Raw genomic sequence first — 23631 nt, 5'->3', positions numbered from 1 at the left:
GCAAGGCGCAGGGAGCGCAGCCATGAGCGAGACAGGGATGTCGCAAAGCAAGATCGGCAATGCTGCCGATCTCTGGTCATTGCCCGAGTGGCTCAACACGCCCCTGCGGATGCTGACGATCATCCTCGGGGGGGCGACGGGCGCGCTGGGCATGGCACTGAGCATGCTCTCGATGCCTGCCGAATCGGTGTGGATCGTCCCCGGTCTGCTGCTCGGTTTCGTGGCCATCTACCAGTCCATTTTCGTGCACGAATTCGGACATCTCCTGGGCGCCCGCCTGGGGGGCATGACGGTGATGCGCCTGCGCGTCGGCCGCTGGGATTTCCGCATGCGCCGCCGGGGCTGGACATTCAGCCGGCAGCCGAAGCACCCGCAGAAACTCGCTGGCTATGTGATGGCTTTCGCCGACCCGCGTGGTCCCTGGCGGCGGCAGCATGTCTGGTTCAATGCCGGTGGGCCGTTGGCGAACCTGCTCGTGGCAGGGCTCGCAGGACTGGTTTCGCTGGCGCTGGAGGACGGTCCTGTGCAGGGCTTCCTGCTCGCGGTGGCGGCGACCAATGCCTGCATGGGCGTTGCCAATCTGTTGCCGGTACAGGGCAGGCTCAGGCAGGTCAGCGATGGCTTGTGGATGCTGCGCTGGTGGCGCGGGATGGATGCGGCGCATCCGCAACTGGCCTTCGCGCGCCTGATGGGGCTGTCCTGCTCGGGGCTGTGTGCGGACCAGCTGCCCGAGGCGGACCTGCAGCTGCTGGAATCCCAGGAGTCACCGATGCCGCTGGTGGCACTCTACATCCGTCTGCGTGCGCTGCAGATCCAGGGCCGCTGGCAGGAGGCCGCCACGCTGGATTCATTCTTCCAGGTGCAGCGCAATGCACTTCCTGATGCGCTGCAGAAGGTGCTGTATGACATGCTCAGGTTGATCAGCGCCGAGCTGGCGTTCGCTCAGGCCGTTGCGTCTGGAAGTGCGCTCGGGCTGTTCGACGAGTTGTTGCCACAGCGCCTGCAGCGCGAGTACGCGAGCATCTGGGCGCGCTGTCTGGCAGTGCGCGCTGCGGCGGCGGGGGATCAACAGGAGTTTCGCCGCCAGCTTGAGCGAGCGGTGGCTTTTGCCCGGCTATCACCGGACCTCTCCCAGGAGACGGAAGAGCTGCGCATGCAGAAGCATCTGCTGGAGCTGTTGCCGGCCTGACGGTTCAGGCAGACCGGCGCGGCGGGTTCACTTCCAGTTCAGAACGTCCCAGCCCATCTTCTGCGCGTGCTCCAGCAGAACCGGGTCAGCGTTCACCACGTGCGGCTTGCCCACCAGCTTGAGCAGCGGCAGGTCGTTGCGCGAGTCGGAGTAGAAGTGCGCGTCAGCCAGCGCGCTGTCGTCGCCCTCCAGCAGGTCGAGCAGGCGCAGCACCTTGCCTTCGCGGTAGGTCAGCACGCCCTCGGTGCGGCCGGTGTAGTGGCCGTTGAGTACTTCCAGGTCAATGGCCAGCACTTCGTCGATGCCGATGCGTTCGGCGATGGGCTGGACCAGGTGTACGCCCGAGGCGGAGATCACCAGCGGACGGTCGCCAGCCTCGCGGTGGCGGGCGAGGCTGGCGCAGGCATCGGTGTGGATCAGGGGCTCGATCACGTCCTCGACGAAGGTTGCCACTTCCCGCTCGATCTCATCCACGCTGCGCCCGGCCATCGGTTCCAGGGCGAAGGCCATGTAGTCCTCCATGGGCAGTTTGCCCTGCGCGTACAGCGCCATCAGTTCGGCGTCGCGCTTGAGGAACGACTCCGCGTCCACCCAGCCGAGATCGGCCATGCGCTGGCTCCACAGGCTCGCGCAGTCGCCGTCGATCAGGGTGTCGTCGAGGTCGAATATCACCAGGGCCATCAGGCCACCTCCCGAATGCTTTCAAGGTCGATTTGCAGGCCGAGCTGGGTGCCGGCCGGGTACAGCCGCTCGGCGCTGCGATTGAGGACGTCCACGGTCAGCTCGACGCCACTGGCGTCGACCCGGTAGCGGATCACGTTGCCCAGCAGGCTGTGGGAGAGTACCCGAACCGGGATGCCTTCGCCCGGCTCCACGCTCAGGCGCAGGGACTCGGGGCGGATCGCCACCTGCTGGCGGAACGGGCGGTCCAGCAGCTTGGTTGCCTGGGCGGCGTCGAGCAGGTTGTAGTTGCCGATGAAACCGGCGGCAAAGGCGTTTTCCGGCGCGGTGTAGAGCGTCTCGGCGTCGCCGCTCTGGACGATGCGCCCGGCGTTCATCAGCACGATGCGATCGGACAGCGTCAGGGCTTCTTCCTGGTCGTGGGTGACGAACACCGTGGTCAGTTTCAGCTCCTGCTGGATGCGGCGGATCTGCTCGCGCAGGTGCTTGCGGATGCGCGCGTCCAGCGCTGACAGCGGCTCGTCGAGCAGCAGCAGGCGCGGGCGGGTGACCAGCGAGCGAGCCAGGGCGACGCGCTGGCACTGACCGCCGGACAGCTGGTGCGGATAGCGCGCCGCCAGCGGGCCGAGCTCGACCATTTCCAGCGCTTCGCGCACGCGCTGGGTTGACTCCGCAGCCGGCACCTTCTGCATGCGCAGGCCGAAGGCAACGTTCTGCTCCACGGTCATGTTGGGGAACAGCGCGTAGCTCTGGAACACCATGGCGATGCCGCGCTTCTGCGGGCTCCTGGGCACGATGTCCTCGCCGTCCAGCAGGATGCGCCCGCTGTCTACGGCAGTGAGACCGGCGATGCAGCGCAGCAGGGTGGATTTGCCGCAGCCGCTGGGGCCGAGCAGGGTGACGAACTCGCCGCGCTCGGCGGCAAAGTCGATGTCCTGGAATACCGTGGTGCTGCCGTAGCTCTTGTTCAGTGTCTCGACGCTGAGGAAGCTCATGTCTTGTCCTTGTTAAGTCTGTTCGCCGCCCAGGTGAGCAGCAGGACGAAGAGGAAGTAGGAGACCACCACCGCGCTGGTGTAGTGGCCGCTGCTGTTGCGCATGTTGTTGAGGAACACCTGCAGCGTCTCGTAGCGGGTGCCCACCAGCAGGTTGGCGAAGACGAACTCGCCGATGAGGAAGCTGAAGGACAGGAACAGCGCCACCATCAGGCCCTTGCGCAGGTTCGGCAGCACCACCAGCAGGGCGGCCTGCCAGGTGCTGGCGCCGAGCAGGTGGGCGGCGTCCATCAGGTCGTGCAGGTTGATCGCCTGCAGGTTGTTGCTGATCGCCCGGTACATGAAGGGCAGGGCGATGGTGAAGTAGCAGCCGATGAGGATCCACGGCGTGCCGACGATGGGCGCCGGGCCCGAGGCGTAGAGCTGCAGCAGGCCGACCGACGACACTACCGGCGGCACCGCGAAGGGCAGCAGGATCAGCACGTTCATCAGCGCGTCCAGGCGCGGGAAGTAGTAGTGGATGACGAACATCAGCGGCAGCACCAGCGCCACGCTGAGGATCAGCGCGCCGAAGCACACCAGCAGCGACTGGCCGAAGGCGACGAGGAAGCGCGGGTCGCTCCACAGCGTCAGGAACCACTTCAGGGTCAGCCCGTCCGGCAGCACGCTGGCGCTCCACGAGGTGGCCAGCGAGTAGAGCAGGGTGGCGGCCAGCGGCACCAGCAGGATCAGGAACAGCGCATAGACCACCACTCGGTGGTACAGCGGACTAGCGTTTCTCGACATGGTAGCTCCGGCGCAGCAGCCACTGGTGGGCCAGGGTAATGATGCTCATCAGGCCGACCAGCACCATCGCCAGCGCACTGGCCATGTTCGGGTCGAGGAACACGTCGCCCGAGACCAGCCCGGCGATGCGGATCGGCACCACGTTGAAGTTGCCGGTGGTCAGCGAGTAGACCGTGGCGTAGGCGCCCAGCGCGTTGGCCAGCAGGATGACGAAGGTGCCCAGCAGCGCAGGCGTCAGCACCGGGATGCCGATGTGCCGCCAGAACGCCCACTGGCTGGCGCCCAGCAGCGCGGCGGACTCGCGCCAGTCTTCGCGCAGGGCGTCGAAGGCCGGGTAGAGCAGCATCACCCCCAGGGGAATCTGGAAGTAGGTGTAGAGGATGATCAGGCCGGTCTTCGAATAGAGGTTGAAGTCCTCGATGATCCCCGCCTGTTTCAGCAGCAGCGTGATGGCACCGTTGAAGCCCAGGATGATGATGAAGGCGAAGGCCAGCGGCACACCGGCGAAATTGCTGGTCATGTTGGCGAAGGCCATCACGAAGTCGCGCAGCTTGCTGTCCACCTGGCGCAGCGAGTAGCTGCCGAGGATGGCGATGGCCAGCCCGATCAGGCTCGACCAGACAGAAATCTCCAGGCTGTAGCGGATCGCCTGCAGGTAGAACGGCGAGCCGAAGATTTCGCTGAAGTTGCCCAGGCCCCAGCCGTCGCCGGTGCGCACGCTGTTGATCATCACCCACAGCAGTGGCGCGAGCTGGAAGGCGAAGAAGAACAGCGCGAAGGGCAGCAGGCAGAGCAGGGCGAAGAGTTTTCCGGTGTTCGATCTCATGCCTTGAGCAACTCCCGGCAGACCGGTTTGTCGTGGGCGGCGCCAAGGATTTCGCACAGCGTGCCGCAGAGTTCGATCTGGCGCGGGCGTGCCTGGTCATCGAGGCTGAACGCCTCGCCGAAGACGAACAGCGGCACTTCGCGCTCCTCGGGGAGGATGCCGCCGTGGCTGCGGTCGTCGTTCATGCCGTGGTCGGCGGTGACCATCACCTGGTAGCCGGCGGCCAGCCACTGGTGCAGGTACTCGGAGAGGATGATGTCGACGTGCCGCGCGCTGTTGCGGTACTGCGGCGTGCCCAGGCCATGCTTGTGGCCGGCGTCGTCGATGTTCATGGGGTGCACCAGCAGGCAGTTCGGCACATGCCGGCGGCGCAGCGACTCGGCATCGGTGAACAGGTGCGAGTCGGGGTAGTGGTCCGTCCAGTAGAAGTGGCCGTGCTGGATCGGCAGGGATTCGTCGTCGGTATGACGGTCGCGCGCCGGGTCGAACGGCGTGCGGTTGTACAGCTCGCTGACCCAGTTGTAGGCCGCCGCCGCGGTGGTCAGGCCGGCATCGCGGGCGTAGTGGAACAGGCTGCGCTGGTTGGACAGGCGCGACACGTCGTTGTGCAGGATGCCGCTGTCGATCGGGCGCACGCCGGTGAGAATGCATTCGTACAACGGGCGCGACAGTGAAGGCAGCTCGCATTCGAGCCGGTAGAGCTGGCCGCGGCCGGCGTTGCACAGGGCCTGCAGGTGGCCCATGCAGTCGTGGGCGACGCTGTAGTTGAGGCCGTCGAGGACGACCAGGATGACGTCGTGGCGCATGGGCGGGGCCTTCGTTGGAACGCGGCCGCCCCGGTGCGAGCCGGGGCGGCTGGGCGTCATTGCATGTTGATGATGACGTTTTCCTGCCACAGGCGCGGCAGACGCTTGGAGGTCTCTTCCCAGGCCTTGGGGTCCTTGATCGGCTGGGCCTTGGCGTACTGCTCGTTGGGCAGCAGCTTGGCCTTCACGTCATCCGGCAGGGTCAGGTGCTCAGCGCGAATCGGACGGGCGTTGCCCTTGGCCAGGTTGATCTGCCCGGCGTCGCTGAAGATGTACTCGCGGGCCAGCTTCGCGGCGTTCGGGTTCTTCGCGTACTTGTTGATGATGGTGGTGTAGCCGGAGATCACCGAGCCGTCGGAGGGGATCAGTACCTCGAAGCGCGACGGGTCGATCTGGTCGCGGTAGCTCAGGCCGTTGAAGTCCCAGACGATGCCGACTTCCACTTCACCCTTCTCCAGGGTGTTGATCACCGGGTTGGTCAGCGACAGACGACCCTGCTTGGCCAGCTGGGCGAAGAACTCCAGGCCCGGCTTGATGTTCTTCTCATCGCCGCCGTTGGCGATGCTCGCGGCCAGTACGCCGTTGACGGCCTGGGCGGCAGCGCTGACGTCACCGATGGTGACCTTGTACTTGCCCTTGAGCAGGTCGGCCCAGCTGTGCGGAACGTCCTTCACCAGTTGCTTGTTGACGATGAAGGCGATGGTGCCGGTGTAGGCGAGCGCCCAGTGGCCGTCCTTGTCCTTGGCCCATTCCGGGACCTGGTCCCAGGTGCTGGGCTTGTAGGGCTGGCTGACGTCCATCTGCAAGGCGATGGGGCCGAAGGCGGCGCCGACGTCGCCGATGTCGGCGCTGGCGTTCTCTTTCTCGGCCTTGAACTTGGCCAGCTCCTGGGCCGAGCTCATGTCGGTGTCCATGTGCTTGAGGCCGTACTTGCTTTCCAGGTCCTTCCAGGTGTCCTTCCAGTTCGCCCAGCTGTCGGGCATGCCCACGCTGTTGACCTGGCCTTCCTTGCGGGCGGCGGCTTCCAGCGATTGCAGATCGGCGGTGGCCGCCATGGCGAGGCCGCTGCCCAAGGCAATGGCCGATCCCAGCAGTGAAGCAAGCAAGCGTTTCATTCGGTGCTCCTTCGGATGACGTTCAGTGTTTTCAAGCGTGGTCTAGATCAGCAAGACGCAGGCCAATCTAAGCGGGGCGGATGACAGTTTGATGTAAGCCCCAGGCGCGCCGGCCCGGCCCTGAGCGGCCGGCGGGTCGTAGGGGAAAAGCGTAGACCATCGCCAATGCCCCGATTCGCCTGGGCTACGCTGGTGTCGTTAACTGGCATGGCGACTGCTTGAAAAGGCATTGTCACGGGACGGTCATGGGGCTTTCCTAGGATGACCGCACCCCGTCGGGGGAAAGAAATGCCCCGTTCTGGGGCTGGACTAGTCCAAAAGAGGGAATCGAATGCGCGATACGGCGCTACCCACGGTCACGGCGATCTGCCGCGCACTCATCGAACAGATCGACAGCGGCCTGCTCAGCGCCGGCGGCAAGCTGCCGGCCGAACGCAAGCTGAGCGAGCTGTTCGACACCACGCGGATCACCCTGCGCGAGGCGCTGGGGCAACTGGAGGCCCAGGGGCTGATCTACCGCGAGGAGCGTCGTGGCTGGTTCGTCTCGCCGCCGCGGCTGCTGTACAACCCGCTGGTGCGCAGCCACTACCACGCCATGGTGGAAGGGCAGGGCCGGGTGCCGGAAACCGAGGTGCTGTCGGCCCGGCAGATTCCCGCCAGCGCGGCGATCTGCGAGCTGCTGGAGCTGCCGGCGTTGTCCAGCGTCTACCAGGTCCGCCGGCTGCGGCGGGTGGATGGACGGTTGGTGCTCTATGTCGAGCACTACCTCAACCCGGCATACTTCCCCGGGATTCTCGACAGCGACCTGACCTGCTCACTCACAGAGTTGTATGCCAGCCGCTATGACATCCGTTACGGCCGCGTGCGCTTCGACATGGTGCCCACGGCCCTGCACGGCGAGGCAGCCAGCGTGCTGCGCGTCGCCGAGGGCAGCCCGGCGCTGCGCATCACCCGCATCAACGGCGACCAGCATGGGCGCATCATCGATTGTGACCTGGAGTTCTGGCGGCACGATGCCATCCACGTGAGTGTGGAAGTGCCGGATTGATTGCAGGAGCGGAGTGCTGGAAGAAAAACGCCCGGCTTGTGCCGGGCGTTCGGGTCAGGGCAGGTCGGCGCTATCGTAGAAGGCGCTGAGTACCTTGGCCAGGTAGTGCAGGTCCTGGCTGCCGGCCAGCTCGCGGATGGAGTGCATGGCGAAGGTCGGCAGGCCGATGTCGACCGTGCGCACGCCGATCTGGCTGGCGGTGATCGGGCCGATGGTCGAGCCGCAACCCATGTCGCTGCGGGTCACGAAGCTCTGCACCGGCACTTCGTTTTCCAGGCACAGGTGGCGGAAGAAACCGGCGGTCTCGCTGTTGGTGGCGTAGCGCTGGTTGCTGTTGATCTTGATCACCGGGCCGCCGTTGAGCTTCGGGCCGTGGTTGCCGTCGTGCTTGTCGGCGTAGTTCGGGTGCACGCCGTGGGCGTTGTCGGCGGAAACCAGCAGCGAGCGCTGCACGGTGCGGGTGAAGGCATCGCCCTCGGGCAGCAGGCGGCGCAGCACCTGCTCCAGGAACGGGCCGTCGGCGCCGCAGGCGGAGCAGGAACCCACTTCTTCGTGATCGGTGCAGACCAGCACGCCGCTCTGCTCGTCGCTGCTGCCCAGCAGGGCCTGCAAGCCGGCGAAGCAGGACAGCAGGTTGTCCAGGCGGGCGCCGGCGATGAAGGCCTGGTCGAGGCCGATCACGGCGGCGCGCTGGGTGTCGTAGAAGCTCAGCTCGTAATCGAGGATGGCGTCGGCGGTGATGCCGTGCTCCAGCTGCAGCTGTTCACCGAGCAGGTCGCGGAAGTCACGGGTCTCGCCGGCGGCGACCTGGGCGAGGATCGGTGGCAGTTCGGTCTGCGCGTTGATCGACCAGCCCATGTTGGCTTCGCGGTTGAGGTGGATCGCCAGGTTCGGGATCACCGCGATGGGAGCCCTGAAATCGATCAGCTTGCTCTCGACCTTGCCGGCCAGGCGGAAGGTGACGCGGCCGGCCAGGGACAGGTCGCGGTCGAACCAGGGGGCGAACAGCGCGCCGCCATAGACTTCGACGCCCAACTGCCAGTAGCCGTTGCGCACCAGCTCGGGGTTCGGCTTGACGCGCAGGCAGGGGCTGTCGGTGTGCGCGCCGACCAGGCGCAGGCCGTTCTCCAGCAGGGGCGCAGTGCCGAGCTTGAAGGCGATCAGCGAAGAGTCGTTGCGGGTGACGTAATAGCGACCACCGGCTTCGGTGCGCCAGGCGTCGCGCTCGTCCAGGCGCTGGTAGCCGGCCTCTTCGAGACGAAGGGCGAGGGCCTGGGTGGCGTGGAAGGGGGTGGGGGAGGCCGCGAGGAAATCGATCAGGCCCTGGTTGAGTTCTGTACGCATGGGTAACTCCGGACAGCGAATGGCCGGAAGTTTAACGTAAATGCACGAATCTGCGGCCTGGGGAGGGGGTGTCGGGCGTACAACCGTTTACGGTTGCACGCCGATCAGAGAGCGGTCAGAACGGCGCGGGCGACTCGAAGCGCAGGCGCTCGCCGGTCTGCGGGTGGGTCAGGGCCAGCATGCTGGCGTGCAGGCACAGGCGGTCGCGCAGCTCCAGGGCTTCGCCTTCGGCATACAGGCGGTCACCCAGCAGCGGGTGGCCGATGCTCAGCATGTGCACGCGCAGTTGGTGCGAGCGGCCAGTGATCGGCGTGAGCTCGACGCGGCTCCAGTTGCCGTGGCGCTCCATGACGCGCCAGAAGGTCAGCGCATGGCGGCCCTGCTCGAAGTCCACCACGTGGCGCGGCTTGGTCGGCGGGTCGTAGCGCAGCGGCGCTTCGATGCGACCGCTGTCCAGCTCGGGTTCGCCCCAGCACAGTGCGGTATAGGCCTTCTCGGTCTCGCGGTCGTGGAACTGGCGGGACAGCTCGCGGTGGCTGTCGGCATCGCGGGCCAGCACGATCAGGCCGGAGGTTTCCCAGTCCAGGCGGTGGACGATGCGCGCTTCGGGGTAGCCGTTCTCCTGCAGGCGGGTGATCAGGCAGTCCTTGTTGTCGTCCGCGCGGCCGGGCACGGAGAGCAGCAGGGTAGGCTTGTTCACCACCAGGAGGGCGGCGTCCTCATGGACGAATTCGATCTGGGAAAGCGGCATGGAAGCTCGTACGCGAAAGTAAGTGGGACAGAAACGACTGCGGCGGCCGAAGCCGCCGCAGATTCACCCGGGCCGGATCAACGCTCCGGCAGGGTGATGTTGAGTTCCAGGATCGAACAGCTGCCCTGGTTGGCCAACTCGACCTGGACTTGTTCCTGGTCGATGGGCACGTATTTGCGGATCACTTCCAGCAGGTCTTTCTGCAACTGCGGGAGGTAGTCCGGTTGCGAACGGTTGCCGCGCTCGTGGGCGACGATGATCTGGAGTCTTTCTTTCGCGATGGATGCGCTGTTTTGCGCCTTCCGGCTGCGGAAGAAATCTAAAAGGCTCATTCACGTCCTCCGAACAGTCGTTGCAGGAATCCTTTCTTCTGCACGTCGAGGAAACGGTGGGGCATTTCTTTGCCCAGCAGTCGCTCGACGGCGTCGCTGTACGCCTGGCCGGCATCGCTTTCCTCGTCGAGGATGACCGGTACGCCCTGGTTGGATGCCTTGAGCACCGCCTGGGACTCCGGGATCACGCCGAGCAGACGGATGGCCAGGATTTCCTCGACGTCTTCGACGCCGAGCATTTCGCCCTTGGTGACGCGCTCGGGGTTGTAGCGGGTCAGCAGCAGGTGTTCCTTGATCGCGTCCTCGCCTTTCTCGGCGCGGGCGGATTTGCTGGCCAGCAGGCCGAGCATGCGGTCGGAGTCGCGGACCGAGGACACTTCCGGGTTGGTCACGACGATCGCCTCATCGGCGTAGTACATGGCCAGGTGGGCACCTTTCTCGATGCCGGCCGGGGAGTCGCAGATCACGTAGTCGAAGGACTGCTTGAGTTCTTCGATGACCTTGCCGACGCCTTCCTGGGTGAGTGCGTCCTTGTCGCGGGTCTGGCTGGCGGCCAGCACGAACAGGTTCTCGAGGCGCTTGTCCTTGATCAGGGCCTGGGTGAGGGTCGCTTCGCCGTTGATGACGTTGACGAAGTCGTAAACCACGCGGCGTTCGCAGCCCATGATCAGGTCGAGGTTACGCAGGCCTACGTCGAAGTCGACGATGACGGTCTTGTGGCCGCGCAGGGCCAGGCCGGTGCCGATGGCTGCGCTGGTGGTGGTTTTACCGACGCCACCCTTACCGGAAGTGACTACGAGGATCTTGGCCAAGGTGATTCACCCCAAAGAAAAAACGAAGAATTCTGGTCCCTGAAAGTCGCGGCAGTATCCGTTAAAGGCGGGTGATGTTCAACACGTCACCCGACAGGCTGACGTGCACCGCCTGCCCCCATTGCGGACTGCGTCGAAGGTCTTCGGCGACCTTGTAATTACCAGCGATGGACACGAGTTCCGCGGCCAGTTGCTGGCAGAAAATCCGCGCGCTGGTGTCGCCCTTGACACCGGCCAGGGCACGACCGCGCATCGGACCGTACACATGGATATTTCCGTCGGCGAGAAGTTCCGCACCGGGGCTGACGGGAGCGAGCACGATCAGGTCGCCGCCGGCGGCATAGATCTGCACGCCGCCGCGTACCGGGGTGGTCACCAGCTTGGTCGGGCGGACGACCGGCGCCGGCGGCTCGGCAGGCTTTTCCGGGGCAGCTTCTGCTGTGGCTTCCTGTGCTTCGGCGGTTGTCTCGGCAGCGGTATCGACCGGCTTCTCGGGTTTGGCCTCGGCGGGTTGCTCAACCGGCTTCTCCACGGATTTGTCAGCCTGCAAGCCAGCGCCGGCGGCCTGCTCGACGACTTTCTCGGAGAGCTTCTCGCCACGCGGGCGACGGACTGGCGCGGCGCCGGTCACCTGCGGGACGGCGTCCTTGGGCTCGACCGCGCGCTCGCGGGAGGAGCCCGACGGCGGCAGCACGGGAATGTCGAACATGGTGGCCAGGCGAATGTCTTCCTCGCGGCTGGCGCGCACTGCCAGGGTGCGCAGGCCGTGACGGCGGCAGATGTCCAGCACGCCTTGCAGGTCGAGCTGGCCTTCGCCGTCGGGCAACTTGTCCAGCGCCAGCACCAGTGGGGTGTCACGGAAGAAGTTGGGCGCCTGGGCGACCTTGTCGGCGAGCTGGCGGTCCAGGCGCGGCAGGTCATTGTGGGCCAGTTCCAGAACGGTGACGGCCAGCATGCTGCCCTTGAGCTGGAATACGGGATCGTGGTCGAGAAGGTCAGCTTGGCTCATGGTCGGACTGCGTCATCAAAATGGTTGGACTTATAGCGGACCGCCCCGGCAGCCGCAAGCGTGGCCGATTGCTAGGCCTCACGGCAGGCACAGGACGTGTCGGCAAGGTAGAATGTCGGGCTTTGATCGTGACCGGAAAGTTCCATGGACCGCCCCACCTTTCGCCGTGAGTTCCTCCATCCCCGCCATTGGCCGCTCTGGCTCGGCCTCGGCGTGCTCTGGCTGGTGGTGCAGCTGCCGTACCCGGCGCTGCTGTCTCTGGGCCGTGCGCTGGGCGCGCTGATGTATCGCGTGGTCGGCAGTCGCCGGGCAATTGCCGCGCGCAATCTGGAGCTGTGCTTCCCGGAACTCTCCGCCGCCGAGCGCAAGCGCCTGCTCAAGGCAAATTTCGCATCCACCGGCATCGCCTTCTTCGAGATGGCCATGAGCTGGTGGTGGCCGAAGGCGCGACTGGCCACGCTCGCCCATATCGAAGGCATCGAGCACCTGAAGAAGGCCGAGGCCGAAGGCAAGGGCGTGATCCTCATGGCCATGCACTTCACCACCCTGGAGATCGGCGCGGCATTGCTCGGCCAGGTGCAGACCATCGACGGCATGTACCGCGAGCACGACAACCCGGTGTTCGACTTCGTCCAGCGCACCGGCCGCGAGCGGCATAACGCCGACGCCACCGCCATCGAGCGCGAAGATGTGCGCGCCATGCTCAAGGTGCTGCGCGCCGGCCGCGCCATCTGGTACGCGCCGGACCAGGACTACGGCGCCAAGCAGAGCCTGTTCGTGCCGCTTTTCGGCATCCAGGCAGCCACCGTTACCGCCACCACCAAGTTCGCCCGCCTGGGCCGCGCGCTGGTGCTGCCGTTTACCCAGTCGCGCCTGGCCGATGGTTCCGGCTACCGCCTGACCATCCACCCGCCGCTGGAAGACTTCCCCGGCGAGAGCGAAGAGGCCGACTGCATCCGCATCAACCAGTGGGTAGAGAGCGAGATTCGTCGCCAGCCCGAGCAGTACCTCTGGGCGCACCGCCGCTTCAAGAGCCGCCCCGAGGGCGAGCCCAAGCTCTACGACAAGAAGAAGTAACGCTCCGGCGGGCTACGCTGGAAACGACGCGACAAGGACTTCTGCCGTGACCGACTCCGCCACTCCTCCCGCCACTCCCGCAAGGTCATCGGCCGTCACCGGCCTGATCCTCTCCGGCGGCGGCGCGCGGGCGGCCTACCAGGTCGGCGTGCTGGCCGCCATTGCCGAACTGTTGCCGGAGGGGGCGGAGAATCCCTTTCCGGTGATCGTCGGCACCTCCGCCGGCGCCATCAATGCCGTCGGCTTGGCCTGCGGGGCGTTGTCCTTTACCGGTGCGGTGGAGCGGCTGACCAAGGTCTGGAAGGGCTTCCGCACCGGGCAGGTGTACCGCGCCGACTGGCCCGGCGTGTTCAGCCAGGCCTTCAAGTTCCTTGGCCACAGCCTGCTGGGGCTGGGCAAGCGCGAGCCGGTGGCGCTGCTGGACAGCACGCCGCTGCGCTATCTGCTCGAACGTGAGCTGGACCTGTCCGGCATCGCCGCCGCTGTGCGTCGGCGCAATCTGCGTGCGGTGGCGGTTACTGCCTTCGGCTACGAGTCCGGCCAGGCAGTGACCTTCTACCAGGGCCGCGCCACCATCGATCCCTGGCTGCGCCACCGGCGCATCGGCGTGCCGACGCGGTTGCAGATCGAGCACCTGCTGGCCAGTTCGGCGATACCGCTGCTGTTCCGCCCGGTGAAGATTCTCCGCGAGTTCTTCGGCGACGGCGCGGTACGCCAGCAGGCGCCGATCAGCCCGGCGCTGCACCTGGGCGCGAACCGGGTGCTGGTGATCGGTGTCAGTGGCAACCCCACGGTGGGCAGCGCCAACGAGCAGGTGGCCAACTACCGCACGGGCCAGCCGCCGAGCCTGGCGCAGGTGGGTATCCACTTGTTGAACAGCACCTTCATCGACAGCCTCGAAGGCGACATCGAACTGTTGCACCGCATCAACTTCCTCAGCTCACTGGTACCCGAAGAGGCTCGTCGGGCGACGCTGGGGCTGGCGCCGGTGGATGTGCTGCTGATTTCACCGAGCCGGCCGCTGGACGAGATCGCCGCGCAGTACCGCCACGAATTACCCAGGCCGCTGCGCCTGTTCCTGCGCGGGCCGGGGGCGACCAAGGCGAGCGGGGCGGGCGTGCTCAGTTACCTGCTGTTCGAGCCGGGGTACTGCAACGCTCTGATCGAACTGGGGTATCGCGACGCCATGGAAAAGCGCGCGGAGATCGCGCGCTTTCTGGGGATGGAAGACTGGTCGCTGTAAACCGCAGACGCCTGTAACAGCGGACCTTGTCCGCTGATCGCGGGCATGGCCTGCTCCTACAGGGGGCCGGCGAGGCTTCAGACGGCAAAGACACCATCGCGGTAATCGCGCAGGGCCTGCTCGATCTCCTCGCGGCTGTTCATCACGAACGGGCCGTACTGCACGATCGGTTCATTGAGCGGCTTGCCGGCCAGCAGCAGGACGCGTGCGCCCTTGTCGCTGGACAGCTGGATCTCGTCGCCCTGGCCGAGGCGCACCAGGCGGTTGGTGGCGACGGCCTCGTCACCGCGCTCGCCCGGTACCTTGAGCGATCCTTCGTAGACGTAGAGCATCACCCGATGGCCCGCCGGAATGCGCGGTGCCACGGAGGTGCCTGCCGGCAGCACCAGGTCGTAGTAGTGTGGCTCGGTGCCCGGTCGTTGCACGGCACCCTCGGTGACGGTCTGGCCATCGTCGAAGCGCCCGGCGATCACGGTCACGCCCACGCCTTGCGCGGTGGTCACGCGGGGCACGTCCTCGGGTTCGATGTCGCGGTAGCCGGCCGGGGAAAGCTTGTCCTTCGCCGGCAGGTTCAGCCATAGCTGGAAGCCGCGCATGGCGCCTTCCACCTGCTCGGGCATCTCGCTGTGGATGATGCCGTGGGCTGCGGTCATCCACTGCACGCCGCCGGGCTTGAGCAGGCCGGTATTGCCCAGGTGGTCTTCGTGACGCATGCGCCCTTCGAGCATGTAGGTGACGGTCTCGAAGCCACGGTGCGGGTGGGCCGGGAAGCCGGCGATGTAGTCGTCGGGATTCTGCGTGTCGAACTGGTCGAGCATCAGGAACGGATCGAAGCGTTCGATGCCGGGGCCGCCGATCACGCGGGTCAGGCGCACGCCGGCGCCGTCGGAGGCCGGGTGGCCGATGTGCTGGTCGATCACGGTACGTAAACGGGTCATGGGGACCTCCTTGATCTGTGAATGGAGATCATCCTAGTCCCAATTGATGGATGAATGGTTGCGAGTTTTTTGGTCTAACTATCGATTAATTCGATTATTGCCCGGAAGAAAAACCGCCGCCCGAAGGCGGCGGTCCGGCTTACTCCTGGATCTGTAGGCGCCGGGCTTCGGTGTAGAAGTAGCGCAGCTTCTCGTACTCGAACGGCGTGTTCATCTGTCCGTAGCGGAAGCTGTTGCTGTAGCGCTTGTTGACGATCTCCAGCACCGGCAGCTCCCAGTAATCGCGGCTGAGCTCGGAGTAGTTCAGGTAATTCACTTCGCGGGCGGCGATGAAGTCGGTGACCAGGCCGCCGGTGTCGCGCAGGTTGGACGGGCCGAGGATCGGCAGCATCAGGTATGGGCCGTCCGGTACGCCCCAGTAGCCCAGGGTCTGGCCGAAGTCTTCGCTGACCTTGGGCAGGCCCATGGCTGTGGCCGGGTCCCACAGGCCGCCGATGCCGAGGATGGTGTTGAACAGCAGTCGCGCGGTGCTGTTCGCCGCGCGCTCGGGCTTGAGCTGGGCGACGCTGTTGAGCAGGGTCGGCACCTCGCCCAGGTTGCTGAAGAAGTTGCTCACCCCGGTGCGCACGAAGCGCGGGGTGACATACTCGTAGCCGTTCACCACGGGCAGGAACACCCACTCGTCGAAGCGGTAGTTGAAGTGGTAGACCCGGCGGTTCCACGACTCCCAGGGGTCATAGACGTTGAGGGCGTCGAAGGTGGCGCGCTCGAACTCGCGCTGGTCGAGGCCGGGGTTGAACTTCAGCGCGTCCAGCGGGTGCTTGAAGCCGTCCTCGTCCGGCGCCATGTCGAAGGCGGTGGAGGTCGGGGTCTTTATGGGTTGCGGCGTCTCGGCCTGGGCGAGGCCGCAGGCCAGCAGCAGGGCGAGAGTCCAGGAATGGCGAAGTGGCATGGAGTCAGTTCCCTGTCTGCGCGGTGGCGATGCCGGTGGCCGTGGCATCCTGTCCCTTGAAGAAGTCGAGCATGTCCTGAGCGTTCACGCGGTAGTTGAGGTTGCCGCAGTGGCCGCCGCGCGGGTAGAGCGTCAGGCGGTCGCCGAAGGTACGGCGCAGGAAACCGATGTCGCCCGGGCCGAGGATGACGTCGTCGGCGTTGTGCATGACGGCGATCTTCGGGCTCTCCTTCAGGTAATCCTGAACGCCGTACAGGCTGACCTGGTCAACCAGCTGCGGCAGGCTGCCGCCGTCGTACTTGGCGCGCCACAGCGGCATCAGCTGGTCGGTCATGTAGCACTCGAAGTCGCACTGCATGGCGCGCTTGAAGAAGGGCGTCAGGCTGGTGCCTTCGGTGATTGGGTACTTGGGCGGGGTGATCAGGCCGCGGCGGTTGATCAGGTCCGAGGTGAAGGCGATGTCGGCGGAGGAGAAGCGGAACACCGCGCCGATCAGCATGGCCATCTCTTCGTTGGAGAGGTGCTGCTTGGACTGTTGCAGGTCGAAGAGGAAGGCGTCGTTGAGGTCGACATAGCCCTTCTGCTCGAAGTAGCGCGTCAGCTTGGCCAGCACCACCTGGTAGAAGGTGTTGGTGTCGTTGATGCCCTTGACGTGGGTCTGCACCAGCTTGTCGAGGTTGCTCACCGAGGTGTAGAGGTTCACCGGCGGGTTGAGCAGCAGCACGCGCTTGAAGTTGAAGCTGCGGCGGGTTTCGTCGAGCTTGCTGACGAAGGCCGCGTGCAGCGCGCCGAGGCTGTAGCCGGTCAGGTAGTAGTCGCTGACGGGCAGGTCCGGATGCTGCGCGCGCACGGCCTGCATGACCCGGTACAGGTCATCGGCGTCGTCGGGCGTGTAGCCGGGCGTGGCGACGCGGGAGGCGCCGACCATGAAGTCCCAGCTGGTCGGCGAGGACAGTTGCACCACGTGGTAGCCGGCGTTGTAGAACAGGCGCTTGAGGTACTCGGGCGTGGTGCTGGAGTAGTGGGCGCCAGTGCCGGCGATGATGAACACCAGCGGTGCTTCGTGGTTCTGCCAGGCCAGGCGGTAGTGCAGCTTCTTCACCGGCCAGAAGTTGCTCGGCAGCTCATGCTCGCGCTCCGGGCGCAGCTTGAGCGCGTAGTCCGACTGGCGGATGTCGTCGTCCGTCGGCAACTGCGGGCGCAGCTCCGGCGGGGTAGTGGCGATGGTCGCCTCGAACGGGTTGAGCAACGGATAGCCGTAGCTGGCCTGATCCACATCGCGGGCGAAAGCGGGCCCGGCGAGCCCCAGTGCGAGGCCGCCGATCAGGGCGGCCACGCGGCGAAGAAATGTCATGGTTCGGAGTCCTTTCAAGAGGAGGCCAACTCTAGGGTGACCGGGCATTAAGACCAGCACATTTCCTACAAGTGCGATATGCGTTTCAGCCCTTGCGCGCCAGGTCACGCAAGGCGTCGCCGGTTAGACGATAGACGGTCCATTCGTCCTGTGGGCGCGCGCCCAGGCTGCGGTAGAAACCGATGGCGGGTTCGTTCCAGTCCAGTACCGACCATTCCAGGCGTCCGCAATCGCGTTCCACCGCCAGCCGCGCCAACTCGGTCAGCAATGCCTTGCCCAGGCCGGCACCACGGGCGGCGGGGCGCACGTAGAGGTCTTCGAGGTAGATCCCCGGCTGGCTCAGCCAGGTGGAATAGTTGTGGAAGAACAGCGCGAAGCCCTGGGGCTCGCCGTCCACTTCACCGATCAGCACTTCGGCATAGGGGCGCGGGCCGAACAGGTGGTCGTGCATGCGCTGGGCGTCGGCCTTCACTTCGTGAACCAGCTTTTCGTAGTCGGCCAGTTCGCGGATCAGCTCGAGGATCAGTGGAATGTCGTCGGGGGCGGCAGGACGCAGGGTGACGCGAGGCATGAAGGTGTCCTTGTGCTGCGAATGCTCCGGAGCATGCCCAAAGCCCCGCGTCGCTGGCAACAGGACGCTTCAGAAACGCTCCAGGCTTTCCAGCCAGATCAGCTCGCAGGCGCCGGCTCCGGTGTCCTCGCGGGTCAGCGAGCTGACCCAGCGCCAGCCGTCGTCGCCCTCCACGCGCACCAGCTTGCCGGACAGGCGCACATGCTCCCCGGCGCTGACCTGGGCCAGGGCGCGCGCCACGTCGTCATTGGCCGGGATCATGTGCATGTTGGCGGCGTGGGTTTCCAGTTCGCGGCGAGGGATCGGCAGCTTGTCGGCGTGCCAGTAGAACCAGCGGTTGCCCTGGCTGATGCGGATATCGGCGAGTACCTTCGGATCATCCATCGGTCCCCAGCCCAGCGCCAGGTCGGTGGGCGAGAGTTCAGCCTCGCGGCCCAGGCGGTAATCCTCGCGGCCGAGCACGCGGGCCTCGATGCTGAAGTCCTGTAGCGGATAGACGGAATAGCGCTCGACGCGGAAGCCGCCAGCGGGCAGGGCCTGGCTGTGCTGCTGCGGTGCGTGGGGGCGTTCGGTCGGCCACAGCCACCAGAAGCTGGAGGCCGCGCAGACCAGCAGGAACAGGGTCGATCGCTTCATCGAAGGCTCCGTGGGTGAAGGAAGTTTAAGCAGGCTTTGGCCCCACTTGCATCGGCCCCGGCGCTGGTTATGCTGGGTGTCGATTTCCCGCCTCCCGGAGTAGTGGCGCCATGTCCCGTCGTTTGCCCCTGATCCTCCTGCTGCTCGCCCTGGCGCTCTGGCTGGCCGCCAGCTATGGCTTGCGTTTCGGCCTGATGGAGGACAGTCGCTGGGTGGGCATCTGTGCCGATGAAGCCATGCGCTGGGAGTGCAGCACGCGCTCGCAACTGGGCTGGGCGATTCATTTCGGCGTGTTCGGCAAGCTGGCGCTGGGGCTTTCGCTGCTGGCCTTCTTCGTGCCGCGCCAGGCGGGCTGGTGGCTGGCGGTGCTGGCCATGCTGGTCACACTGCCGGCGCTGGTGCTCTACAACGCCGGGCTCGCCGTCTTCGCCGTGGTGCTGGCCGGGCTGCGCCTGGTGCGGGTGCGTTCGTGATCGGGCGCCGCGCACTGCTGTTGCTGGCGTTGCCGGCGCTGGCCTTGGCGCGTGATTTCCCCGCGGAGGGTGAGGACTGCATTGCAGCGAACTCTGGTGCGGACTCGGTGCAATGCCTCACGCAACTCTACTATCAGAGCAATCTCGAGCTGCATCACCTGGAAGAGCGTCTCGTCGAGCGTTCGGCCCAGCGCCTGCGGGACGATCAGATTACTCGCACCCACCACGAACAGGCCGTCTCCTCGTTGCGTGATGCCGCCCGGCGTTACGCGAAGTTCAGCGAGCGCCAGTGCGATTTCGCGGTCGGCTATGCCGGCGCCGCCGCTTCCGGTGCGCAACAGGTTTTCTACAGTTGCCTGCTGCGGCTCAATCAGCAGCGGCGCGATTACCTTCTTGCGGCTCTGAAAAGCTGAGGCTCTCCGCCAGGCGCATACCGCGCCACAGCGCGCCCAGCAGGATCAGGCTTACCGCCGCCCAGCCCAGTGCCTGAAGATTGCCCGGGCCTTCCATGGCCAGCTGTGCAGGAATCCCGACGGCGATGATCAGTGCCAGCAGCAGCGCTTCGCGGCGCGGGGCGGCAACCGGCCGGCACAGGTAGACCAGCGCCGGGAACAGCAGGGCCGCGCTGGGGAAGCTGCGGTAGCGCGCGTCGAAGACCATCCCGAGCATCAGCACCGCGCCGGCGAAACCGGCGGTCGCCAGCCACAGTCCGGCGCGGCGCTGCAGGACGTCGAACGCCTGCGAGCGCCAACCCGCGCGGGCCGACAGCGCAAGGCTGATGTGCAGAAGTACCAGCAGGTTGAGGCCGGCCAGCGCCGCCGCCCAGAGCCATTCTCCCCAGAAGCGGCTGGTGATCACCGACAGCTCCAGCCACAGGCCGATGCAGCCGGCAGCCAGCGCGCCGGCCAGCGGCAGCAGGAAAGCACTGCGGGCACAGGCCGGGCGGCCGCCAACCAGCAGGGCGCCGAGCAGGATCACGGCGGAAAGCCCCAGCCATTGCGGCCAGCCCGGTAGGTTGCTGACCGGCCCGGCGAGCACGCCTTTTTCCTCGCGGTCGGCGCTGAACAGCCCCCAGTAGCCTCCCACCGCGCCTTCGCTCTGGCGCTTCCAGGGTTGGTCGAAGGCTTCGATCAGGTTGTAGTGCCAGCCGTTCTCTTCGGCCATGTGCACGAAGCCACGGATGAACCGTGCCTCGTTGACCCGGCTGGGCAGGGCGGTCTCGCGCTGGCGGCCTTCGCTGGGCCAGCCGGTCTCGCCGATGAGGATGTCCTTGGGAGCGAACTCGCGGCCGAAGTCCTCGCGGATCTTCGCCACATGGGCGAGGGCATCGTCGATGCCGCTGGGGTTGTCTTCCCAGTAGGGCAGCAGGTGGATGGTGACGAAGTCCACCGCCGGGGCGATTTCCGGGTGCTGGTGCCAGAATTCCCAGACATCGGCGTAGGTCACCGGCTGGCGCACCTGGGCCTTCACCTTGTGGATAAGTCCGGCCAGGTAGCGCCCGGTGACTTCCTTGCGCAGCAGGGTCTCGTTGCCGACGATCACCGCCTGTACCACGTCCGGGTACTGGTTGGCGGCCTTGATCAGCGCCTCGACTTCACGCTCGGTGTCCACCGGGTTGGCGTTGACCCAGGCGCCGAGCATCAGCTTCAGGCCGTGCTTGCGGGCCAGCGCCGGGATGCCTTCCAGGCCGGTCATGGAATAGGTGCGCACGCAGTCGAAGCGCGTCGCCAGCAGGGCCAGGTCGGCGTCCATCTGCTCCGGGCGCAGCACGAAAGGCTGGTCGAAGGGCGACTGGTCCTTGGCGAACGGACTGTAGGACGCGCACTGCAGCTTGTGCGTGGGCGTGGCCGCGTCGGGCAGGACCACCGGTTTGCCCAGGCCGTACCAGAGCCCGCAGAGGGCGATCAGGGCAAGCAGCAGGGCGAGGCAATAGGGGAGGAGCGGAAAGCGCGAGGACTGTGGCATGGGAGCACGCGAACCGTGGCGAGGCGCGCATCTTAGCAACGCCGTCGGCCGCCGTCAGTGCCTGCGCGGGGCACTCACGCGTGGCGGTGAATCCAGTGGTGCGTCGGTGCCGAATCGCCTGCGGCGCTGCCCTCGATGCGCTTCCAGAACTTCTCGTGGAAGTGGAAGCCCACCGCGTTGCACAGCGGCTCGACCACCGCGACCAGCCCGCCCACGGTGATGCTGCCGGTCAGCGCGTAGGCGACGCTGAAGGCGATCACGAAGTGCATCAGGGTGAAGGTGACGGTCTTGAGCATGGTGGCGATCCTCCAGTCGAGAATGATTCTCCGTTGCTGAAAGACTACTGCGGGGGAACCCCGCCGGGTAATCGAGCCTCTGTATGGAGGCGATAGGCCGGCAGCGGGGTCGTGGTTGGAATGGCGCGGTCGTGGATGGACGGGTTCTGTCGCGGATCGGACCGTTTGGCGTCGCTCTCAGAGCAGTTCGCCATCAGGGTGCGCCGATCATGAAGGGGCGGCCAAGACCGCGAAATGTGCCGGGTTCGCCCAGGCGCGCCGATAAAATCACGGGGAGAAAACCATGCGAATGATGCGACGCCTGTTGGGCCTGGGCGCAGGGCTGGTGCTGTCGGCGGCTGCCGGGCTGGCCGGTGCGGCGGCCAAGCCGGAAATCACCATCGGTTACGTGGACGGCTGGTCGGACAGCGTGGCGACCACGCACGTCGCCGCCGAGATCATGCGCGAGAAGCTCGGCTACCAGGTCAAGCTGATGCCGGTCGCCGCCGGGATCATGTGGCAGGGCGTGGCGCGCGGCAAGCTCGACGCCATGCTCTCGGCCTGGCTGCCGGTCACCCACGGCGCCTACTACGAGAAGATGAAGGACAAGGTGGTCAACCTGGGCGTGAACTACCCGGGCGCGAAGATCGGCCTGATCGTGCCGGAGTACGTGAAAGCCAACAGCATCGAAGACCTCAATGCACAGAAGGAAGATTTCGGCGGCCGCATTGTCGGCATCGACGCCGGCGCCGGGGTGATGCTCAAGACCGACCAGGCGATCAAGGACTACGGCCTGGACTACAAGCTGGTGGCCAGTTCCGGCAGCGGCATGATCTCCGAGCTGACTCGCGCGGAGAACGACAAGAAGGCCGTGGCGGTGACCGGTTGGATTCCGCACTGGATGTTCGCCAAGTGGAAACTGAAGTTCCTCGAAGACCCGAAAAAGGTCTACGGCGACGAGGAGCACGTGGATAGCGTGGCGAACCCGGCGCTGGAGAAAAAGGCACCGGAAGTGTGGGCCTTCCTGAAGAAATTCCAGTGGAAGGACGGCCAGGAAATCGGCGAAGTCATGCTCGCCGTGCAGAACGGCGAGAAGCCGGACGTGGCCGCCAAGAAGTGGGTCGAGGCGCACCCCGATCGCGTGAAGGAATGGCTGTGATCGCCTAGGTCGCATCCTCGCGCTATACAGGACAATCCCCCGCAGCCATTGCGACTGCGGGGGATTTTCTTTGTGCGCGTCCTTCGCGGTGGCCATGCAGGGGCGGGTGACGCCCGGTTTCCACGGCTGTGGTTCCTGGGGGATAATCGACCTCTTTCATTGACTGGCTCGCGTCGAGCCTCGATCGCTGGTGCAAGTGGTCGGCATCCCGTTGGGCTGTCGGTTCGATGTTGCCCTGCGTCGCTTTCCACGGGTATTGCAGTGCGTGTGTTCTGATCGAGTGAAAATCTTCTTCCTGGGCTGGAAGGCCGAGTACGAGCGGGCGATGATCGAGTCGCTGAAGGACAACTTCGACGTCCGTATCGTCCAGGTGCCCGGCTACGTTCGGCGCATCTATCGGTTGTTCCGATCACTGGGCAAGCGCCTGCCGGTGCCGATGCCGCTGGAATGGCTGGGCCGGAGAGTCAATGCTCGGCATGGTGAACGCCCCGGAGACATCCTGGTCTGCAACGAGGGAGAGCTGCTGCACGGTATCAACGCCGGCATCGCAAGCACCTTCAATGGCCACAAGGTGTTGCTGGTTCGCGACCTGGTGGACCGCCAGTTCATCGATTCGGTGCGCGGCCTCTTCGACCGCGTCTACAGCTTCGATCCCGAGCAGTGTTCTCTGCTGGACGTCGAACGGCTTGACCAGTTCTTCCCCTTCAGTGAGGCGGCGGCGAGGCAGCTGGCAAGCAGTTCGAGCAGCACTGGCACCGGCCGTACCTGCACGTTCCTCGGCCGCGACAAGGGGCGTTCGGCCACCGTGCTGGCCATCGCCGAGGCTCTGCGCAAGCAGGGCTGCGAGCTTGATTTCCACATCGTGCGCGACAAGTCCACCCAGGTGGCTTCGCCGTATCACGTCAGCGCCATCTACCCCTACCGCGAAAGCCTGCGGATGACCCTGGGCGCCGACGTGCTGGTGGAGGTCAACCAGACCGGCCAGGCTGGCTACACCCTGCGGGTGCTGGAGACCCTGTTCTTCGGCAAGAAGCTGTTGACCACCAACGCGCGGGTGAAGCAGGAGTCGTTCTACGACCCGGGCCGTTTCTTCATCTGGGGCGTCGATTCGCCGGACGACCTGCCGCGCTTCCTTGAGGCCCGTCCCGCACCGGTGAGCGCCGAAACCCTGTACCGCTACACCCCTGCCGCGATGATGGAGCGCCTGGTGGCCGAGCGCTGACGCCAGCCCCGAATCGCCTGTTCCGATGTAGAAAAATCCCCCGCGAACCTCCGGGTTCGCGGGGGATTTTTTT

The 23631-nt window shown here is 65.8% G+C and carries 26 protein-coding genes; 8 read left to right on the top strand and 18 right to left on the bottom strand.

The window, feature by feature from the left end:
• Positions 1–22: 22 nt before the first annotated feature.
• Positions 23–1189: a M50 family metallopeptidase gene (locus IB261_RS22270; RefSeq protein ID WP_192381129.1), complete on the top strand. Its 1167-nt coding sequence runs from the start codon at positions 23–25 to the stop codon at positions 1187–1189.
• A gap of 27 nt (positions 1190–1216) precedes the next feature.
• On the opposite strand, the gene IB261_RS22265 is transcribed toward IB261_RS22270, so the two are convergent.
• From IB261_RS22265 to IB261_RS22240, 6 genes are read right to left on the bottom strand one after another with little or no spacing between them, the layout of a single operon-like run.
• Positions 1217–1870 (bottom strand): HAD family hydrolase, encoded by a 654-nt coding sequence (locus tag IB261_RS22265; protein ID WP_081520214.1) that lies wholly within the window; start codon positions 1868–1870, stop codon positions 1217–1219.
• A complete protein-coding gene (locus IB261_RS22260; protein WP_192381130.1) occupies positions 1870–2865 on the bottom strand; it encodes an ABC transporter ATP-binding protein in 996 nt (331 codons plus the stop codon). Before IB261_RS22260 ends, IB261_RS22265 begins: the two co-directional genes overlap by 1 nt.
• Positions 2862–3650, bottom strand: coding sequence for an ABC transporter permease (locus IB261_RS22255; RefSeq protein WP_081520216.1), 789 nt, complete (start codon positions 3648–3650; stop codon positions 2862–2864). The genes IB261_RS22260 and IB261_RS22255 overlap by 4 nt, the downstream gene beginning before the upstream one ends.
• Positions 3634–4476 (bottom strand): ABC transporter permease, encoded by an 843-nt coding sequence (locus IB261_RS22250; protein WP_015478217.1) that lies wholly within the window; start codon positions 4474–4476, stop codon positions 3634–3636. The genes IB261_RS22255 and IB261_RS22250 overlap by 17 nt, the downstream gene beginning before the upstream one ends.
• Entirely contained in the window at positions 4473–5282 is an 810-nt protein-coding gene (locus tag IB261_RS22245) for an alkaline phosphatase family protein (protein ID WP_192224104.1), read from the bottom strand. The genes IB261_RS22250 and IB261_RS22245 overlap by 4 nt, the downstream gene beginning before the upstream one ends.
• Positions 5283–5338: 56 nt before the next feature.
• The gene (locus IB261_RS22240; protein ID WP_192209767.1) at positions 5339–6397 is read right to left on the bottom strand and encodes an ABC transporter substrate-binding protein; all 1059 of its coding nucleotides are present in this window, start codon (positions 6395–6397) and stop codon (positions 5339–5341) included.
• Between the two features lie 331 nt (positions 6398–6728).
• Between IB261_RS22240 and IB261_RS22235 the strand changes: the two genes are divergently transcribed.
• On the top strand, positions 6729–7445 hold the full coding sequence (locus tag IB261_RS22235; RefSeq protein ID WP_081520219.1) for a UTRA domain-containing protein: 717 nt from the start codon (positions 6729–6731) through the stop codon (positions 7443–7445).
• A 54-nt stretch (positions 7446–7499) separates the two neighbouring features.
• Here the strand turns inward: IB261_RS22235 and IB261_RS22230 are convergent, their stop codons facing one another.
• The 5 genes from IB261_RS22230 to minC form a co-directional block, all read right to left on the bottom strand.
• Positions 7500–8789, bottom strand: coding sequence for a M18 family aminopeptidase (locus IB261_RS22230; protein ID WP_081520220.1), 1290 nt, complete (start codon positions 8787–8789; stop codon positions 7500–7502).
• 115 nt (positions 8790–8904) lie between these two features.
• A complete protein-coding gene (locus IB261_RS22225; RefSeq protein ID WP_017522036.1) occupies positions 8905–9540 on the bottom strand; it encodes an RluA family pseudouridine synthase in 636 nt (211 codons plus the stop codon).
• Between the two features lie 77 nt (positions 9541–9617).
• Positions 9618–9872: a cell division topological specificity factor MinE gene (minE, locus tag IB261_RS22220; protein ID WP_045210300.1), complete on the bottom strand. Its 255-nt coding sequence runs from the start codon at positions 9870–9872 to the stop codon at positions 9618–9620.
• Positions 9869–10684 (bottom strand): septum site-determining protein MinD, encoded by an 816-nt coding sequence (gene minD / locus IB261_RS22215; protein ID WP_017522034.1) that lies wholly within the window; start codon positions 10682–10684, stop codon positions 9869–9871. The genes minE and minD overlap by 4 nt, the downstream gene beginning before the upstream one ends.
• Before the next feature lie 61 nt (positions 10685–10745).
• On the bottom strand, positions 10746–11693 hold the full coding sequence (gene minC, locus IB261_RS22210) for a septum site-determining protein MinC (protein WP_192381131.1): 948 nt from the start codon (positions 11691–11693) through the stop codon (positions 10746–10748).
• 144 nt (positions 11694–11837) lie between these two features.
• On the opposite strand from minC, the gene IB261_RS22205 reads away from it, so the two are divergent.
• Both IB261_RS22205 and IB261_RS22200 read left to right on the top strand, forming a co-directional pair.
• On the top strand, positions 11838–12770 hold the full coding sequence (locus IB261_RS22205) for a lipid A biosynthesis lauroyl acyltransferase (protein ID WP_192381132.1): 933 nt from the start codon (positions 11838–11840) through the stop codon (positions 12768–12770).
• A 46-nt stretch (positions 12771–12816) separates the two neighbouring features.
• Positions 12817–14013: a patatin-like phospholipase family protein gene (locus IB261_RS22200; RefSeq protein ID WP_192209766.1), complete on the top strand. Its 1197-nt coding sequence runs from the start codon at positions 12817–12819 to the stop codon at positions 14011–14013.
• A gap of 77 nt (positions 14014–14090) precedes the next feature.
• Here IB261_RS22200 and IB261_RS22195 read toward each other — a convergent pair whose 3' ends face one another.
• From IB261_RS22195 to IB261_RS22175, 5 genes are all read right to left on the bottom strand, one after another.
• Positions 14091–14951 (bottom strand): pirin family protein, encoded by an 861-nt coding sequence (locus IB261_RS22195; protein WP_151187956.1) that lies wholly within the window; start codon positions 14949–14951, stop codon positions 14091–14093.
• A 139-nt stretch (positions 14952–15090) separates the two neighbouring features.
• On the bottom strand, positions 15091–15903 hold the full coding sequence (locus tag IB261_RS22190) for an MlaA family lipoprotein (protein WP_151187955.1): 813 nt from the start codon (positions 15901–15903) through the stop codon (positions 15091–15093).
• 4 nt (positions 15904–15907) lie between these two features.
• Positions 15908–17257, bottom strand: coding sequence for a lipid asymmetry maintenance lipase MlaY (gene mlaY, locus IB261_RS22185; protein ID WP_081520236.1), 1350 nt, complete (start codon positions 17255–17257; stop codon positions 15908–15910).
• An 85-nt stretch (positions 17258–17342) separates the two neighbouring features.
• Positions 17343–17828 (bottom strand): GNAT family N-acetyltransferase, encoded by a 486-nt coding sequence (locus IB261_RS22180; RefSeq protein ID WP_138215232.1) that lies wholly within the window; start codon positions 17826–17828, stop codon positions 17343–17345.
• 69 nt (positions 17829–17897) lie between these two features.
• Positions 17898–18464 carry a hypothetical protein gene (locus tag IB261_RS22175; RefSeq protein ID WP_192381133.1) on the bottom strand — a complete coding sequence of 189 codons (567 nt, stop codon included), beginning with the start codon at positions 18462–18464 and terminating at the stop codon, positions 17898–17900.
• 110 nt (positions 18465–18574) lie between these two features.
• Here IB261_RS22175 and IB261_RS22170 point away from each other — a divergent pair, with 110 nt between their 5' ends.
• Positions 18575–18937, top strand: a complete 363-nt coding sequence (locus IB261_RS22170; protein ID WP_192381134.1) for a hypothetical protein — start codon at positions 18575–18577, stop codon at positions 18935–18937.
• Entirely contained in the window at positions 18934–19350 is a 417-nt protein-coding gene (locus IB261_RS22165; RefSeq protein ID WP_192381135.1) for a lysozyme inhibitor LprI family protein, read from the top strand. The genes IB261_RS22170 and IB261_RS22165 overlap by 4 nt, the downstream gene beginning before the upstream one ends.
• Here IB261_RS22165 and IB261_RS22160 read toward each other — a convergent pair.
• Together IB261_RS22160 and IB261_RS22155 are read right to left on the bottom strand one after the other, a co-directional pair.
• On the bottom strand, positions 19304–20902 hold the full coding sequence (locus IB261_RS22160; protein ID WP_192381136.1) for a glycoside hydrolase family 17 protein: 1599 nt from the start codon (positions 20900–20902) through the stop codon (positions 19304–19306). The two genes, IB261_RS22165 and IB261_RS22160, sit on opposite strands and share 47 nt — an antisense overlap.
• A 74-nt stretch (positions 20903–20976) precedes the next feature.
• Positions 20977–21198, bottom strand: coding sequence for a DUF2061 domain-containing protein (locus tag IB261_RS22155; RefSeq protein ID WP_192381137.1), 222 nt, complete (start codon positions 21196–21198; stop codon positions 20977–20979).
• A gap of 283 nt (positions 21199–21481) precedes the next feature.
• Between IB261_RS22155 and IB261_RS22150 the strand changes: the two genes are divergently transcribed.
• Both IB261_RS22150 and IB261_RS22145 read left to right on the top strand, forming a co-directional pair.
• The gene (locus IB261_RS22150) at positions 21482–22336 is read left to right on the top strand and encodes a glycine betaine ABC transporter substrate-binding protein (protein WP_081520242.1); all 855 of its coding nucleotides are present in this window, start codon (positions 21482–21484) and stop codon (positions 22334–22336) included.
• Between the two features lie 280 nt (positions 22337–22616).
• Positions 22617–23558: a WaaS/CpsH family glycosyltransferase gene (locus IB261_RS22145; protein WP_151187951.1), complete on the top strand. Its 942-nt coding sequence runs from the start codon at positions 22617–22619 to the stop codon at positions 23556–23558.
• The last annotated feature ends 73 nt before the right edge of the window (positions 23559–23631 follow it).

It is taken from the genome of Pseudomonas sp. PDM20 (assembly GCF_014852575.3).
Taxonomy (GTDB): Bacteria; Pseudomonadota; Gammaproteobacteria; order Pseudomonadales; family Pseudomonadaceae; genus Pseudomonas.
This window is presented reverse-complemented; position numbering and strand designations above follow the sequence as displayed.